The sequence below is a fragment of the Winogradskyella vidalii genome (genome assembly GCF_013403955.1).
Taxonomy (GTDB): domain Bacteria; phylum Bacteroidota; class Bacteroidia; order Flavobacteriales; family Flavobacteriaceae; genus Winogradskyella; species Winogradskyella vidalii.
This window is the reverse complement of sequence record NZ_JABFDG010000006.1, coordinates 134,770-149,908: the sequence shown is the minus strand read 5'-3', so window position 1 is coordinate 149,908 and position 15,139 is coordinate 134,770. Positions and strand designations below refer to the sequence as shown.

15 protein-coding genes are annotated in these 15,139 nt (G+C 33.5%); 4 read left to right on the top strand and 11 right to left on the bottom strand.

Annotated elements, in window-relative coordinates:
• Nucleotides 1–207: 207 nt before the first annotated feature.
• Both HM982_RS14250 and HM982_RS14245 read right to left on the bottom strand, forming a co-directional pair.
• Entirely contained in the window at nucleotides 208–2,037 is a 1,830-nt protein-coding gene (locus HM982_RS14250; RefSeq protein WP_179353917.1) for a cation:proton antiporter domain-containing protein, read from the bottom strand.
• A gap of 176 nt (nucleotides 2,038–2,213) precedes the next feature.
• Nucleotides 2,214–2,726 (bottom strand): VOC family protein, encoded by a 513-nt coding sequence (locus HM982_RS14245; protein ID WP_179353916.1) that lies wholly within the window; start codon nucleotides 2,724–2,726, stop codon nucleotides 2,214–2,216.
• 156 nt (nucleotides 2,727–2,882) lie between these two features.
• Between HM982_RS14245 and HM982_RS14240 the strand changes: the two genes are divergently transcribed.
• The 3 genes from HM982_RS14240 (at nucleotide 2,883) to HM982_RS14230 (ending at nucleotide 6,783) form a co-directional block, all read left to right on the top strand.
• Nucleotides 2,883–3,155: a winged helix-turn-helix transcriptional regulator gene (locus HM982_RS14240; protein WP_179354081.1), complete on the top strand. Its 273-nt coding sequence runs from the start codon at nucleotides 2,883–2,885 to the stop codon at nucleotides 3,153–3,155.
• 127 nt (nucleotides 3,156–3,282) lie between these two features.
• On the top strand, nucleotides 3,283–5,622 hold the full coding sequence (locus HM982_RS14235) for a patatin-like phospholipase family protein (RefSeq protein ID WP_179353915.1): 2,340 nt from the start codon (nucleotides 3,283–3,285) through the stop codon (nucleotides 5,620–5,622).
• A gap of 297 nt (nucleotides 5,623–5,919) precedes the next feature.
• Nucleotides 5,920–6,783, top strand: coding sequence for an outer membrane beta-barrel protein (locus tag HM982_RS14230; RefSeq protein ID WP_179353914.1), 864 nt, complete (start codon nucleotides 5,920–5,922; stop codon nucleotides 6,781–6,783).
• A gap of 76 nt (nucleotides 6,784–6,859) precedes the next feature.
• Here the strand turns inward: HM982_RS14230 and HM982_RS14225 are convergent, their stop codons facing one another.
• The 7 genes from HM982_RS14225 to HM982_RS14195 all read right to left on the bottom strand — a co-directional run bounded on the left by HM982_RS14225 (nucleotide 6,860) and on the right by HM982_RS14195 (nucleotide 12,089).
• Nucleotides 6,860–7,885, bottom strand: coding sequence for an LLM class flavin-dependent oxidoreductase (locus HM982_RS14225; protein ID WP_179353913.1), 1,026 nt, complete (start codon nucleotides 7,883–7,885; stop codon nucleotides 6,860–6,862).
• Nucleotides 7,886–8,126: 241 nt separating this feature from the next.
• A complete protein-coding gene (locus HM982_RS14220; RefSeq protein WP_179353912.1) occupies nucleotides 8,127–8,735 on the bottom strand; it encodes a DUF6515 family protein in 609 nt (202 codons plus the stop codon).
• A 252-nt stretch (nucleotides 8,736–8,987) separates the two neighbouring features.
• A complete protein-coding gene (locus HM982_RS14215) occupies nucleotides 8,988–9,287 on the bottom strand; it encodes an EF-hand domain-containing protein (RefSeq protein ID WP_179353911.1) in 300 nt (99 codons plus the stop codon).
• A gap of 129 nt (nucleotides 9,288–9,416) precedes the next feature.
• The gene (locus tag HM982_RS14210; RefSeq protein ID WP_218849859.1) at nucleotides 9,417–10,148 is read right to left on the bottom strand and encodes a LytR/AlgR family response regulator transcription factor; all 732 of its coding nucleotides are present in this window, start codon (nucleotides 10,146–10,148) and stop codon (nucleotides 9,417–9,419) included.
• Nucleotides 10,149–10,153: 5 nt separating this feature from the next.
• The gene (locus tag HM982_RS14205) at nucleotides 10,154–11,188 is read right to left on the bottom strand and encodes a sensor histidine kinase (protein WP_179353910.1); all 1,035 of its coding nucleotides are present in this window, start codon (nucleotides 11,186–11,188) and stop codon (nucleotides 10,154–10,156) included.
• A gap of 15 nt (nucleotides 11,189–11,203) precedes the next feature.
• A complete protein-coding gene (locus tag HM982_RS14200) occupies nucleotides 11,204–11,602 on the bottom strand; it encodes a DoxX family protein (RefSeq protein WP_179353909.1) in 399 nt (132 codons plus the stop codon).
• A gap of 208 nt (nucleotides 11,603–11,810) precedes the next feature.
• Nucleotides 11,811–12,089: a TolC family protein gene (locus HM982_RS14195; protein WP_218849856.1), complete on the bottom strand. Its 279-nt coding sequence runs from the start codon at nucleotides 12,087–12,089 to the stop codon at nucleotides 11,811–11,813.
• Nucleotides 12,090–12,297: 208 nt separating this feature from the next.
• On the opposite strand from HM982_RS14195, the gene HM982_RS14190 reads away from it, so the two are divergent.
• The gene (locus HM982_RS14190; RefSeq protein ID WP_179353908.1) at nucleotides 12,298–12,513 is read left to right on the top strand and encodes a helix-turn-helix domain-containing protein; all 216 of its coding nucleotides are present in this window, start codon (nucleotides 12,298–12,300) and stop codon (nucleotides 12,511–12,513) included.
• A 20-nt stretch (nucleotides 12,514–12,533) separates the two neighbouring features.
• Here HM982_RS14190 and HM982_RS14185 read toward each other — a convergent pair whose 3' ends face one another.
• A complete protein-coding gene (locus HM982_RS14185) occupies nucleotides 12,534–13,829 on the bottom strand; it encodes an Lcl C-terminal domain-containing protein (RefSeq protein WP_179353907.1) in 1,296 nt (431 codons plus the stop codon).
• Between the two features lie 30 nt (nucleotides 13,830–13,859).
• Nucleotides 13,860–15,080, bottom strand: a complete 1,221-nt coding sequence (locus HM982_RS14180) for an ABC transporter permease (protein ID WP_179353906.1) — start codon at nucleotides 15,078–15,080, stop codon at nucleotides 13,860–13,862.
• Nucleotides 15,081–15,139: the final 59 nt, after the last annotated feature.

Here is a 15,139-nt window from a genome sequence, read left to right as displayed (position 1 = left end):
CGTCTAAATTAATGGTGCTAAGTTACAATTATTTGTACGTTAATACTTATTTATTAACGGTGCTTTAGCATTATAATCGCAAAATATCGTTACTAGTTTTATTAACAATAAGCCTATTAATTGTTGATTAGGGTCTCATATATCGATTGACTTTGTGGAGTATATAAAATGAATTAGCCCGTTAGCAGAACGCTTTACCGTTCTTTTTTAATCCGTTCTATCACGTTTAAAATCTTCATTTAATAATTTTTCTTGCTGCTCTAATTCTTCTCGTGCTTTAAAAATATAATTGTCATTAATTTCGGGTTCAGCAGCTAAACGTATTAAACTTTCTTCATCGTATTTAATGAAGTTTTCTACTTGTTTTTTAAGTGTTGTTTTTTCAAAACCTATATGCGCTAAAACATCACTAGCTAAGGTTAATGAGGTTTCTAAAGTTTCGCGATAAATATGTTTAATGCCTAAATTGACTAACTTATAAGCATCATATCTGTTTCGTGCTCTTACCATTAATTCCACATGCGGGTATTTTTCCTTAACATTTTTAGTGATTTGATAGGTGGCATCAGGATTGTCAATCGCACAAATTAAAATTTTAGCATCTGCAATCCCAGCAGATTCTAATAAATCAATACGTGTTGCATCACCGTAGTAAACTTCAAAGCCCATTTTCCTTAGAAAATCCACGCGATTAGAATCATGGTCTAATATGGTTGTTTCTATATCGTGCGTTCTTAAAAAACGCCCTATGGTGTTTCCAAAATGTCCAAAACCTACAATAATGATTTTTTTAGCCTTTGTATCCTGATTCATGGGTCTTTTAACAGCTTCCTTTGTTCCGACTCTTGGAAGTAAAACCCGTTCATTGAGTAAGCCAACAATAGGTGTAACTGCCATAGATAATGCTGTTATAACCAACATAATATCTAATTGTTCTTGTTCTATAATATTAGACTGAAATGCAAAAGACAATACAATGAAGGCAAATTCTCCAATTTGTGATAAACTAAAGCTCAATATTAAATTTTGATCTATTTTTAATTTAAAAATAAGTCCTGTAATAAATAGCACTAAGGCTTTTAAGACGATTACAGCTATTAATATACCTCCAATTGTAAGTGGACTATTGGTGATTACAATAAAGTTAATGGAGGCACCAACAGCGATAAAAAACAGTCCTAACATCAGGTTTTTAAAAGGGTCTAAAGTGCTTTCTAACTCGTGCTTAAATTCGCTATTTGAAAGTACTACACCACCTAAAAACGCCCCTAAAGCCGGACTCAATCCTACATATTCCATTAAAAACGAAATACTAAAAACAATCAAAAATGCCGCTGCAATTAAAAGCTCTCTCACACCCGATTTGACGACTTTACGCAACATAGGAACAATTAAATACCGTCCTGCGATTATAATTAGCACTACAGATAGAATAATAGCCAAAGTTTGGAGTCCCATTGGCAGATTGTCTAATAGGTTAACATGATTGCCATTATGACCACTTTCTATTACAACGTCCGAACCGGCTAATAATGGAATTGCACCAATCATAAAGATGACTATAATATCTTGAAACAATAAAATAGAAAATGAAGAGGTCCCAGACGTTGTGGCCATTAAGCCTTTTTCTTTTATGGTTTGTAGTACAATAGCTGTAGATGAAAGCGCAACTGCCATTGAAATCACTAAGGCCACACTAGATTCGTAATTTAATGTTGTAAAAAGCAGATAAGACAATAGCATGGTAAGCGCTACTTGTATGCCACCCATTCCTAAGATGGTTTTACGCATGTTCCAGAAATTTTTAGGTTCAATTTCTAGACCGATTAGAAAGAGCATAATAACCACTCCAAATTCAGCAAAGTGCATAATATCCTGGCCTTCTTCACCAATAATACCCAAAACGTAAGGTCCAATTACAATACCAGCCAACAAGTACCCTAATACAGAACTCAATCCTAAGCGTTTGGCAATAGAAACGCAAATTACAGCTGCTGTAAGCAACACTATAGCTACAAAAAGTAAACTTCCAGTCATTGTATTAAACCTAATTCTATTAACGCTACCGTTCTCATTTTGAAGGTTTAGTCTTTTTTATATTTTACTTCATTCTTATAAAAGTAAAATAATTGACAGAATTACGGTGATTTTAAACAAAAAAAGAGTCTACTTTTTTAAGTAAACTCTTTCTTAGTCATTGTCGCTTAAGCTATCTATTTAGCATAAGCACCCGAAGAATACGTTAATTCATAACTATGTGTATAAATTTCGAATACAATGCCAAAAGGATCTTCTACATAACACATCTTAAAAGGTTTCTCGTTGGGATAATAAGACCTAATAGGCATACGTTGTTTGCCGCCATAAGCCACAATCTTCTCAATAAGCGCTTCAATATTTGGATCTTGAATGCTATAGTGAAATAATCCGGTGTTAAAAGGATTAAATTCAGGAGCTTCTTTAACGCCATGTGGAAATGAAAATAACTCAATACCTATACCATCCGATGTTGCTAAATGGGCAATTTCAAAAGTTTCCCAATCCTCACCAAATACATCAATACACATTTGACCAATTGCAGTTTCTGATTCTTTTTTTACGGTTGAAGGTTCCATAATAATATACCAGCCCATCACTTCAGAATAAAACTTTACAGCTTTATTAATATCTGGAACCGTTAGTCCGATATGTGAAAAGGATTTTGGATATGTTGTTTTCGTTGTCATAATTTTCAATTTAGAATACAAAATTAAATTATATTTGCTTATTAGGCAATAACTTACCAAAATGTCTTATAGTTACCTAAACGAGTAAAATACTGATTTTTAATATAATATAATTAAATTTTGACTACAGCTAATCATTGTCCACTACATTACACCATGAATTTAATTGGCACAAAATGGAAACCATTGATTTTATTTCATCTTTTAGACGGTGCATTGCGATCTGGTGTGTTACAGAAGAAAATTCCTGGGATTTCAAACAAGATGTTTACTCAAACCGTAAGAGAATTGGAAAAAGATGGTCTTTTAACACGAAAAGTATTTCCTGTTGTACCACCTCGAGTTGAATATCAACTTAGTAAACGCGGACAATCGCTTGAAGATATTTTAAGACGTTTGGATGCTTGGGGTTCTCAGGATGGAAAATAATAAGGCGCAATTACAAGTTAACACTTAAAATATACACCTCCTAATGATTAAAAAATCATAGCATAATGTAAAACTTGATATATTTAATTACTATTGTAAAATATCCCAGATTTAATATTAAATACTTATGCTTAAAATTTCAGTAAGACCGTCCTATTTAAAGCTCTTCTTGGTCGCTTTATTACTATTGGGATTTCAAAGCACGATAGCACAAAATAAAAAGCCCAAAGTTGCTTTAGTTTTAAGCGGTGGTGGTGCCAAGGGAGTTGCTCATATTCCAACACTTCAAGCGTTAGATTCGTTAGGTATTGTACCTGATTTGGTGGTTGGTAATAGTATGGGAAGTATTGTTGGTGGTTTGTATGCTATGGGCTACTCTGGCGATAGTATTGCCAGTATTGCTTTAAATGCAAAATGGGATGAACTTATTGGTGGTAATGTTTCTCTAAAATCGGTTAGTGTTGAAGAAAAAAGTGAATACAACAAGTATTTGATTAGCTTAGATTGGAAAGATGGGAAAATAGATACGGGATCATATTTGCTCAATGACCAAAATATAAGAGAGTTTATAACCACGCTCACCTACTCTACTTATGCTATTAATAATTTTGATGATTTAGCGATTCCTTTTAGAGCGATAGCAACAGATATTGTAAACGGTAAAGAAGTGATATTAGATAAAGGGTCGCTGTCTTTTGCTATGCGTGCCAGTATGTCTATCCCAGGTGCTTTTTCAGCAGTTCCTTATGGAAACACGCTTTTAGTAGATGGAGGTTTGCTTAATAATTTCCCTGTAGATGTGGCCAAGAAATGGGGCGCCGATATTATTATTGGAAGTGATGTTGGAAGTGGTATGGTTACTAAAGAAAAACTAAACAATATCAGTGCTTTGCTTTTTCAGGCTGGTATGATGGGGAGCAATTCAAAAACACCAGAAAATCGTAAACTCTGCAATATCTTAATTGACCACAGTGAACACTTGACTTTTACTACAGGCGATTTTTCAAGAATTAGTCCAATTTATGATGAAGGTAAAATAGCTCTAAAAGATAATATCGCCGCATTAACCGTATTGGCCGATAGTTTAAAACCCTATCAACAACGCGCACATCAATTGCCTGAGACAAAAGATGAATTTGTTTTAGACACTATTATCTATAATGGTATTAGTAAAGCAAATCTGTCACTTGTTAAAGCTAGAACAAATATTAAGACCAATCAAACCTACACACGAGAAGAAATTGTTGAAGGTATAAATAGAGCCATGGGAACCACGCTATTTAGTCAAATGACCTATACGCCTTCAATTAAAGGTGACACTTTAGGTCTGGAACTTCAAGGATTTGAAAAATCGAATCACCAAGTAAGAGGTTCACTTCATTATGATGGTAACAATGGTGCTGGCATCATTTTTAACTATACCGGAAGAAACATTTTAGGAAGTGCATCGCGTACGCTTGTTACTATTGACGTTGCCGAGCAGCCTAAATTTCGTTTGCAATACCAGCGAAATTTTAGTCATGATAGAAATTGGTGGTGGCGCTCTGAAGCTTTTGCTCAACAATTAAAACAAAAAGTATTTATTGGCGGCGAGAATGTAGATAATATGAAATACCGTTTTTTTGAGTTTGATAACCAATTTAATAGGAATTTAAGCGCTTTTAAAAGTTATGTAGGCATCGGTGTAAAATATGTGAATACAAACTTAAGACCTACAATAGACCCTGAATTCAATGAAAATGTATTTAGTTTAGAAAAGTACAATTTCAATGCGTTTAAGTTTTATATTCAGTATGTATATAATACCTTAAACCACGTGTTCTACCCTACTGAAGGAACGTTTATTCAAGCCGATATACGTCGGTCGTTGCATAACTCTATTGCTATTCAGTTTTCAGATGATAACATCGCTGATGTTGATGGATCAACCAATAACTTTACCAAATTAGGATTTAATTATGAAAGACGTCTTCGTCTAAAACCTAAAACTGTTGGTATTATTGGTTTTAATTCTTCTTTTATTATTGAAGATAATTTTAGAGACAATACTGTGGAATTATCAGAATATGGTGTAGGCGCAAATTACTTTCTTGGGGGGAATATTACCAATCCAAGAAAAGATAGTTATGTTTTTCCTGGTTTGAATGAAAATGAAGTCAACGCAAGTCAGTTTATGAGGTTAAATTTAGGTTTGCAAATGCAGGCCTTCCATAAGTTATATGTGACGCCTCATGTTGATATTGCCTCTGTTGGTTTTGGTAATATTGAATCTTACTTAGAAGAAGTACTTTCTTCGCAAGGTCATTGGTCCGACTCTAACGAGGCTAGTATTTTAGCTTCTGCAGGCGCTACGGTTTCATATAGTTCTATATTAGGGCCTGTTGATTTTGATATTTCTTGGGTTAATAATACCAACAAGGTGCGTTTTTTTATCGGTATAGGAATACATTTCAACCGTTCTAATTAAGACGTTCTTTGTAAATTTTAATATCGACTGAAATTTCAAAAAAAAACATAGCTAACATATTAATAACAAAACCGATATTGCCTCATCTAACTGTAGTTTTTTACCGTAAAGTTGATGCTATTATCATAAGCCAATGCATTAAATAGCTACTGATTAAACAATTTAAACATTATGAATTTCGTATAAATAAGCAATATTTATGTTAAGATTAGCAAAATAAAACTTTAAAACTATTATTATTGCAAATTGAAGTATAACCCCTTCATTAACTCTAAAAACAACAAATAACAATCTATTATGAAACAATCAATTATTATACTAACCGCTTTATTATTAAGCACAGCATCTTATGCACAATTTCAAATTTCGGCCAGTGGTGGTTATGCCATTGGAAGTGCAGGAATGAAAACCGGAGAAATAACTAATGCTACCGAAACAGAAAATGCTTATGGCAGTTATGGTGAAGGTTTTAACGGACAAATTAGAGGAACTTATTTCTTTAATGACACGTTTGGCGCTGATTTAAGTTTAGGTTATTTACACGGTTCTGACCAAACAGTAAGAGAGGTGAATATAGCTGATTTTAATGAAACGGAAGCAATTGCTAGAGCACGTGCTTTTGGTGCTGCCATCTCTTTGGTCTATAAATTTAATAATAACGTTTATGGACGTTTAGGGGCCTTAGTAAAATTAGGTGGTAAGACAGAAGCTGTAGTTAGTAGTAATGCTCTTTTTACTCCAGATGAATTATCGGAAAATCTTCTTCCTCAGGGCTCTAATTACGAAGTCGATTATGTAGAAGATTTTCATGGTCAATTTCCTTTAGGTTTTGTAGCTGCTATCGGTTATGAATATCCATTAAATGATAACTTTAGTGTTTTTGCTGAAGCTGAATATTACGGGATTAGCTTAAAGCGTAAAGATTCTGAAATTACAGAATTTAATATGGATGTTTTTTTACCAGATGGTACTCAAGTTGCTAATTATAATTTAGATAACTTACCTCCAGGATATAATAGAACAACAACTTATGTTGATGATATTTCTAACACTAACACAGATAGCTCTAAAGAATTAGCTGTAAAAGTACCTTATTCTTCATTCGGAATAAACTTCGGAATTACTTATAAGTTTAAGAAATCAAGTTCTGACAATATGTAAGTCAGATAAAAACTAGTTATAAAAAAACGAGGCTTTCATTTAGAAAGCCTCGTTTTTGTTTATGGTAGTAAAATTTTTATTTTGTTATTTGAGAAGTTTCATTTAATTCCGTCATAATTTCCGCAAATAACTCATAAGAACGGATTCTAGCATCAATATCATAGATATGCGTTACCGCAATTAATTCATCGGCCTTGGTTTGCGTTAAAAATTCTTTAACCTGAGCTTTTACAGTGGCTTTACTCCCAATAAAGGAATATTTCAACATTTGATGCACTTGCGGATTTCTCATAATATCCTTTAGATCCTCTGTCATTTCTGTGGGTGGTTGTACTTTTGCACGTCTACCTGTAAATATCCCGACAATCATTCGGATTAAAGAGGTGGCTAAACGCTCGGCTTCTTCATCGGTTTCGGCTATAATTATATTAACGCCAGCCATTACATAAGGTTGCTCTAAAACATTTGACGGTTTAAATTCTTTTCGATACGTATTTATAGCCTCCCATAAATGCGTGGTTGCAAAATGGCTAGCAAAAGCATAAGGGAGACCTTTGCTTGCTGCTAGATGTGCACTATCAGTACTAGATCCTAAAATATAAAGTGGTACTTCTACGCCTTCTGCAACAGTTGCACGGACTTGTGCATCTTCGTTATCTATAGAAAAGTATCGTTGAATTTTTTCTATTTCATTGGGGAACGAATGTGCTGCATGCATAAAGTCAGAACGAATGGCTTCTGCCGTTTCTCTATCGGTTCCTGGTGCTCTTCCTAAGCCTAAATCAATACGGTTAGGATACAATGCGCCTAATGTTCCAAACTGCTCAGCTACAATTAAAGGAGAATGGTTGGGTAACATAATGCCTCCTGAGCCAACATGAATCGTTGTTGTGCCCTGAGCAACATAACCAATTAAAACTGCTGTTGCACTACTAGCAATATTTTCAGCATTATGGTGTTCTGCTAACCAAAAACGCGTATAACCATAAGTTTCTGCATTTTGAGCTAATTTTAAAGCGTTATTATAAGTTTGTTTTAGCGAGTGATTTTCAGACACTAAAGCAAGGTCTAATATGGAATACACTGTAGGTTGGGTTTTCATAAATGCTATTATCTTTTTTGAAATTTGAGTCCAAGAAGAACACGATGCTTTAGTCGTATTTTTTCTATCGTTTTACAAAAATAATGACATTTATGGTTTAGAAATTTCTAATAACATTTATTTATGAATGAATTCTTGTTGTAAAAATTATAAGCCGTAAAATAAAAAGAGGCTTAGTCATTACAACTAAGCCCCTTTTCCATCAATCAATCTATCTAACAATCTAACTTTATTTTCTTTGTTACTCCATATCAATAATACCAACCACTTCGTAAGCTCTTGTGCCGTCTACTTGTACTTTTTCATATAAAACATTAGCGTATTCGTAGTAGGTTTGGTTATCGATAGTTACTTTTTCATAATCGTCTGGCAACTCATAAACTACGGTTCCAACTTCAGGCTCAACAACTTCATATCCGTTGTTATATGCTATATAAAATGTCCCATTTACGTTGTAATAATTATGATTATTAAAACGTATGTTTTTATAATTTTGAGGTAATACATTTATTCTGAATCCTACTTTAGGGGCAATCACAATGTAGCGACCTCTAGACTGTGTGTAAAATTTATTATCTGCGTAATAATAGTTTTGTCCGTTGTGTTTTATAACCGTTCTATTGGGTACCGATCTTACAGAAACCACTTTTTTTGTTGGTTTTTTATACGTAACTTTTGTACTAGAAATTCTCCTTGTCGTCGTGTTATTGCTAACTGCCGTAGTTCTTTTAGTAGTAGTTTTTGTTGTTGTTTTTTCTTTTGTATTTCGACTAGTTTGTGCAGGAACTTGGGCTACAAATGCCAATATAAAAGTTACAGCTGCTACATATGCTTTAAGAGATACTTTCATAATAATTAAAATTTAAAATAGATTAAACTTCGTTTTACATCAATACGTTACCATTGTATTGTTTTGATAGTATAAAGGTATCTGTAATTGTATCCTTAAAAAAAACAAATAGACCAGTGCTTGAATTGTATCTACAAACCAGGTGTTTTTGTAGATTTTAAGATATTGGATTTCATCAACTATGCTTATATATAAGAAAAAGGTATACCGTTTAAAGTATACCTTTTTTCTTTTAGACTAACTCAAAATTAATTATTTTAAAATATCAAGTAAACCAGTTAACTCGGTTAGGTTTAAACTTGAATTGTTATCTGCATCTAATACATTAAAGTTTTCTGATACAGACCCAATAGCTTCTGAAGTGCTAATTGCGTCATTATTATCTGTATCTAACAAATTAAATAATGTAGAGATTTGCTGAATAGTAGAATTAGAACTTAACGAGCTTAGTAAAGTTGTCGCTTCTGTAAGCGTTGATGTGTTAACATTTTTTACACTATTACAACTCAACATTGTAATAACTATAGCTAAGGATAGTACGATTTTTTTCATTTGATAAAGTTTAATTATTAATGTTGGTGCAAACGTACTATTAACCACCAATAACAGAAAAAACAATATACTAACCCTTAGTTTTTACCTCTTAAAACTGTAAATCTATAGATGAAATTAATTCTTAAATTAGGATAATGAGTTATTGTTAATGAACTCTAAGAATTTAGGTTTGTAGTGTTCTGATACTGTAATGCGCTGTTCATTAATAATAATTTGACTCCGCTCAACAACATCTATATTATTCAGTGCAACAATAAATGAACGGTGTACACGCATAAATTGTGTAGCTGGTAATTCTTCTTCTAATGATTTTAAGCTCATTAACGTAAGAATGGGTTTGGACTTGTCTTTTACCCAAATTTTTATATAGTCTTTTAAACCTTCAAAATATAGAACATCGGCAAGTTTAATACGCAATTGTTTGTATTCGGATTTTACAAAAAGGAATTCTTTTTCCTCCGATAAGATACTTTGACGTTTACCTTTTACTAATTCAAACCAGGTATTGGCTTTATTGGCCGCAGCTAAAAATTCAGCATAATCAAAGGGTTTTAAAAGGTAATCTAAAGCTTCCACTTTAAACCCTTCTAAGGCATAATGATCAAAAGCGGTAGTAAAAATAACACGGGTTTCTTTGGGTAGCATTTTTGAAAACTCAATGCCAGTTAAGTCGGGCATTTGAATATCCAAAAACAATAAATCTACAGGATTAGATTTTATGTATTCCATAGCTTCAATGGCACTACTACACTTCTTTTTAAAATCTAAAAACGGTGTTTTTTCAACATAACTTTCTACAAGATTAAGCGCCATTGGCTCATCATCTACAACCACACAACTTATTTTTATACTACTCATTTTATTTAGCTGGTTTCAATGTCTAAATGTACAGAAAAACGATCAGCTTTCAGCCGTGTTTTAAATTCATGTTTCTCCGGATATAATAATTCCAACCGTTTTACTAAATTCTGTAAACCGATACCAGACCCACTTTTATCTTCATTAAGTTTTGGGAAATTATCGTTTTCTATATTAAATGTTACCGTGTTATCATTACTGGTCATATCTATAGAAATTAAGCTTTCTTTACTAGCAGATACGCCATGTTTAAACGCATTTTCAATTAACGATATAAATAATAATGGTGCAATTTTTATACCTGTTTCTTTTACTGGAAAGCTATAATTAACCACCGTTTTATCTGAAACACGCAGTTTCATGAGGTCGATATATTTTTTCATAAAATCGATTTCTTTCGATAAAAGAATAGATTCTACATTGGTTTCGTACAACATATAACGCATTAGTTTACTTAAACTGTGAATCGATGTTTTTGCTTGATCTGGGGAAATATCGACCATGGCGTATATGTTATTCAACGAATTAAAAAAGAAATGCGGTTGCAATTGATAATGTAAATGCTGTAACTCAGACTGTAATTTAAAGTTTGTTGCTTCCTTTCGTTCTGCTTCTGTTCTTACCCAACGTTTTGTGGTTTTTACTGCAATCGAAAACAATAAAGGCGCCATATACATCAGTAGTTGTATATAAAGGAACATTTCAAAAGGTGGTCTTTTACTTTCCTCTTCAGAGCCTTTACTTATTAAATCTTGAAAATAAATAGTTTCTATAAATTCTTTTAAAAATATTGCACAACCAATCATGATTACATTGATTGTAATAAACAAAACCATTTTTTTAGAAAATAAAAATCGGTCGATAATGATAAAATAATTGCTGTAAAATATGATTGCTGAAAACACTAAAGGAATCCAGAAATGTGCAATTAATCTATACATATCTTGCTCCTGTCCGTAAGACAATAAATACGGCATGCTTAAAAGCATAAGCCACACGAGCAAATGAGAGAGGATTGTTATATTTTTATTTTTATGCATTTTACTATGTTTAATTTAATCCCATGTATTTGATTTGGATACAGCGTATTTTCCTGATCCTGTAAAGAATAATACTAAAGCTCCAAAAGCATATAAAAGAATGAGTTCAATTTCTAAACCTCCTGTTTTTGATAGCGCAAACATGTTTTCTGAATGTGCCAAAAATAAAGCAGTTACCATACCAAGAAAAAAAGTAATTGAAGCTAAACGTGTTCTTAACCCAATAATCATTAAAATTGGTGCTATTAACTCTGTTATATAGGCCCCATAAGCCATAAATTCCGGAAGCCCATTAGCGCTTAGCATCCCTTTAATACCATCGAGATGGCTAAGTTTAGCAACACCATGAAACAGCATTAATCCTGCTACAGTTATGCGTAATAGTAATAAACCTAAGTCGGTGTTCTTTTTCATAAAAATTTTATTTTATTTTCCGCGACACCGGAAATCTATTTTTGGTTTTACTTTTCCTATCAAAGGTAAATTTAATTATTCTATATTTTTAATGTAATAGATAGTTTGGACAATTTACTATACCAAAACGACGTTTATATCGATTGGAATTTAACCTTATTAACCAAAAAATGCCTTAAACTTAATTAAGGCATTTTACGTTCTGTTATTACTTTTTCCAACCTCCACCTAGTGCTCGGTATAATTGAATTACCGCTTGTAATTCTTGCTGTTTATCACTAATGCTATTTAATTGTGCTGATAGTAGGTTATTCTGTGACGTTAATACATCTGTATAATTTGTAGTTGATGTATATTCTAGAAGTGCTTGCGTAAACTCTACAGATTTTTCTAAAGCTACAATTTGATGTGATCTAGACGCTTGCTTTTCTTTAGCTTTTTGATAGCAAAATAAAGCATCTGATATTTTCCACCTGCCGATAACCAAGCAGATTTATAATCATAAAACGCTTGCTGTTGTAGAAGAATTGTACGCTCCTTACTCCTCATTTTATTGTACAAAGTGAAATGCGCCACACATGCCAATAAAGGTAGGGTTACCATGATTTGTTTTGAAGTGATTATATCTAAATTTGAACATGTGATGTTCTCTAGTAATCACCATTTTTTTATCTGTAAACGACTATGCTAAAAAAATGCACATTAGCCCTATTTATCTCACGGAATGTGTTAAAAAAGCAACAGGTAAAAGCGTGCAAAAAGTAATTATCGATTATAAAATATTATATGCCAAAACACGCTTACATCAAGCAGATAAAACAGTTGCTGATGTTGCTTATGCTTTAGATTTTAATGAAACGGCTAATTTTAATCAGTTTTTCAAACCAAATACAGGAATGACAGCTACATAATTTATCAATTAAAGAATAATCTATTCTACATTCCTAACCAAACGTACATAATTATAATACCGTTCTCCACCTTCTCCTGCGGGGCCATTTTCATGTTTAGTATCAAATCTCACAGCACCTGCGCCATGAAAATCTAATCCCATTGGATTAACAGCTCTACCAAAAGCGACATACCAAGCATAGTAATATGGTTTTCCTTTTTGAAATCTTGCCGAAGTACTCGTCCAGAAATAGGGATAATCTTTATCACCATTTTCATTCTTAATTTCAGAAATATTAAAAATAGGATGTATTGCAGCGCTGTTAAAATCGGAATCTTTTGCACCAGGTGCGTAATCATAATCTACAATACCTTGCAACTCCTTAACATTAGGCAAACGCCAATCGGTATAACCAGCTAAGTCTGATTCTTCAGCATATACTAAAGCATTTTTCCAATCGAACCCTTGTTGACTATCGTTTTTAGACCACATTAAACCAGTAGCTTTGTCTGTAATGGTTTGATCGTCGTTATCTACAAAATCATTTGTTCCGTAAATATTACCACGAACAGCTCGTACATGTTTTAACATCGGATTACCCGTTGGGCGCTCTCCATTTCCTGGCGGTGGTGGTCGATTGTCATCTTTTTGTTCTCCCTGTTGCCCTTGTGGGTTTTGATTTCCTGGAGGTGGACCTTTGCGGTCTCCTCTATCTTCAGGCTCCTCGCCAGGATAGGCTTTAATATGACCTGTGGCATGATTGACTCCAAAAGCAGCTGTGTATCTACCTTCTTCAGTATGACCAACGTATGGATTATCGGCCCAATATTGTTCGCTCTTATCGACATGTTCATTATTAACTAACGAAAAATAAGCGGTATCTAAGTACGGCCAACCTTCGCTAAAATCGCTAATAGAAAATAATTCTTTTAAGGTTGGCATTCTCCAATCATCATAGCCTCCTAATTCTAAATTTTCGACATAATCTTTTGCGCCTTGCCAATCAAAGCCTTCTGTGGTAGGCACTTCTTGCCACATTAATCCTGAATTTAAATCTGAAATTGTTCCGTCTTCATTTTTTTTAAAAGACATTTCATTTCCTTTTAAATACGTAGCATCTTGTCCGTAGAGAGAATCCCCAGGTTTTAAATCATTTAAAATCTCACCATCTTCTCCATAGGCTACAACTTGTCCTGTAGCTATTTGTGTATAATTACGTTCCGTAACTGCAACCGTACTAGCATTCGTTTTTTTGTCATTGCATGATGCCATTGAAATCAAAAGGAATACCAAAAATGCAGCTTTTAACATCGGTTTATTAATAAGCGTTTTCATTTTACAAAATATTAGAATTAAACTTTTTTTTTATTCGTAACGCAATGCTGTAATAGGATCTAAAGCCGATGCTTTTCGTGCAGGATACCATCCAAAAAAGATTCCCGTGACTGCACAAACGGCAAAGGAAACCACTATCGAATATAACGCAACACTTGTAGGCCAGTTTAGGAATTTCTCTATAAAGACCGTTGCGCCAAGGCCTAAGATGACACCAAGAAGTCCTCCTGTGATACTTATGAGAATAGCTTCAATCAAAAATTGCATTAAGATGTCTGAACCTTTTCCGCCAACCGCCATACGTAATCCTATTTCCTTGGTTCGTTCTTTTACCGAGACATACATAATATTCATAATTCCGATGCCACCAATTAATAATGAAATACTCGCCACTGCCACCAATAGAATAGTTAACATCTCACTAGTTGAACTAAATGTTGAAATTAACTCTTCCATAGAACGCACTGTAAAATCATCGTCTTCACTATCCATTAATTTGTGTTGCGTTCGCAGAATTTCAGTGACTTGAATTACAGCTTCTGGTGCATCATTCTCACTTACTGCAGATGCCATAACTTGATTTAAATAATCAATTGCTAAAATACGTTTCTGAACTGTCGTGTAAGGCGCAATGACAACATCATCTTGATCTTGACCAAATGTATTTTCACCTTTTTCTTCTAAAACACCAATCACTTTAAACGGAATATTATCGAAACGAATCATTTGACCTACTGGGTCTCGGCCATCTGGAAACACGTTATCTACTACGGTTTGACCAATTAATGCCACCTTAGAAGCCGATTGAACTTCAACATCGGTAAACATGCTTCCGCTTTGTAAATCGACAACCTTGATATTTAAGTAATCGGGATTAACACCATAAATTGTACTTGGCCAGTTATTAGAGCCATTAATAACTTGTCCGCCTCCATTTACAACAGGTGTTATATAGCTCAATAACGACGCTTCCGCTTTAATTTGATTATAATCATCTAGCGTTAATGTTTGTACATTACCACCACTTCCTCTAGCCGGGCCTCTATCGTCTGATCCCGGTCTTATAGTAATCATATTAGATCCCATCGCTGAAATGGTTGTTCTTATGCTTTCTTTAGAGCCTTCGCCAATAGCTAGCATAGCAATTACAGAGGCTACACCTATAATAATACCTAGCATGGTAAGTAAGGTTCTCGTTTTATTAAGAACAATAGCTTTAGTCGCAATTTTAAATAAATTAAATAGTCTCATCTGTTTATATTTATTGTTTTTTTAAGGTCATATGGAATGCCATAATTACATATAGGTTC

Coding starts and splice junctions, on each gene's coding strand:
- HM982_RS14250 (WP_179353917.1), bottom strand. CDS start 2,037: ATGACTGGAAGTTTACTTTTTGTAGCTATAGTGTTGCTTACAGCAGCT.
- HM982_RS14245 (WP_179353916.1), bottom strand. CDS start 2,726: ATGACAACGAAAACAACATATCCAAAATCCTTTTCACATATCGGACTA.
- HM982_RS14240 (WP_179354081.1), top strand. CDS start 2,883: ATGAATTTAATTGGCACAAAATGGAAACCATTGATTTTATTTCATCTT.
- HM982_RS14235 (WP_179353915.1), top strand. CDS start 3,283: ATGCTTAAAATTTCAGTAAGACCGTCCTATTTAAAGCTCTTCTTGGTC.
- HM982_RS14230 (WP_179353914.1), top strand. CDS start 5,920: ATGAAACAATCAATTATTATACTAACCGCTTTATTATTAAGCACAGCA.
- HM982_RS14225 (WP_179353913.1), bottom strand. CDS start 7,885: ATGAAAACCCAACCTACAGTGTATTCCATATTAGACCTTGCTTTAGTG.
- HM982_RS14220 (WP_179353912.1), bottom strand. CDS start 8,735: ATGAAAGTATCTCTTAAAGCATATGTAGCAGCTGTAACTTTTATATTG.
- HM982_RS14215 (WP_179353911.1), bottom strand. CDS start 9,287: ATGAAAAAAATCGTACTATCCTTAGCTATAGTTATTACAATGTTGAGT.
- HM982_RS14210 (WP_218849859.1), bottom strand. CDS start 10,148: ATGAGTAGTATAAAAATAAGTTGTGTGGTTGTAGATGATGAGCCAATG.
- HM982_RS14205 (WP_179353910.1), bottom strand. CDS start 11,188: ATGCATAAAAATAAAAATATAACAATCCTCTCTCATTTGCTCGTGTGG.
- HM982_RS14200 (WP_179353909.1), bottom strand. CDS start 11,602: ATGAAAAAGAACACCGACTTAGGTTTATTACTATTACGCATAACTGTA.
- HM982_RS14190 (WP_179353908.1), top strand. CDS start 12,298: ATGCACATTAGCCCTATTTATCTCACGGAATGTGTTAAAAAAGCAACA.
- HM982_RS14185 (WP_179353907.1), bottom strand. CDS start 13,829: ATGAAAACGCTTATTAATAAACCGATGTTAAAAGCTGCATTTTTGGTA.
- HM982_RS14180 (WP_179353906.1), bottom strand. CDS start 15,080: ATGAGACTATTTAATTTATTTAAAATTGCGACTAAAGCTATTGTTCTT.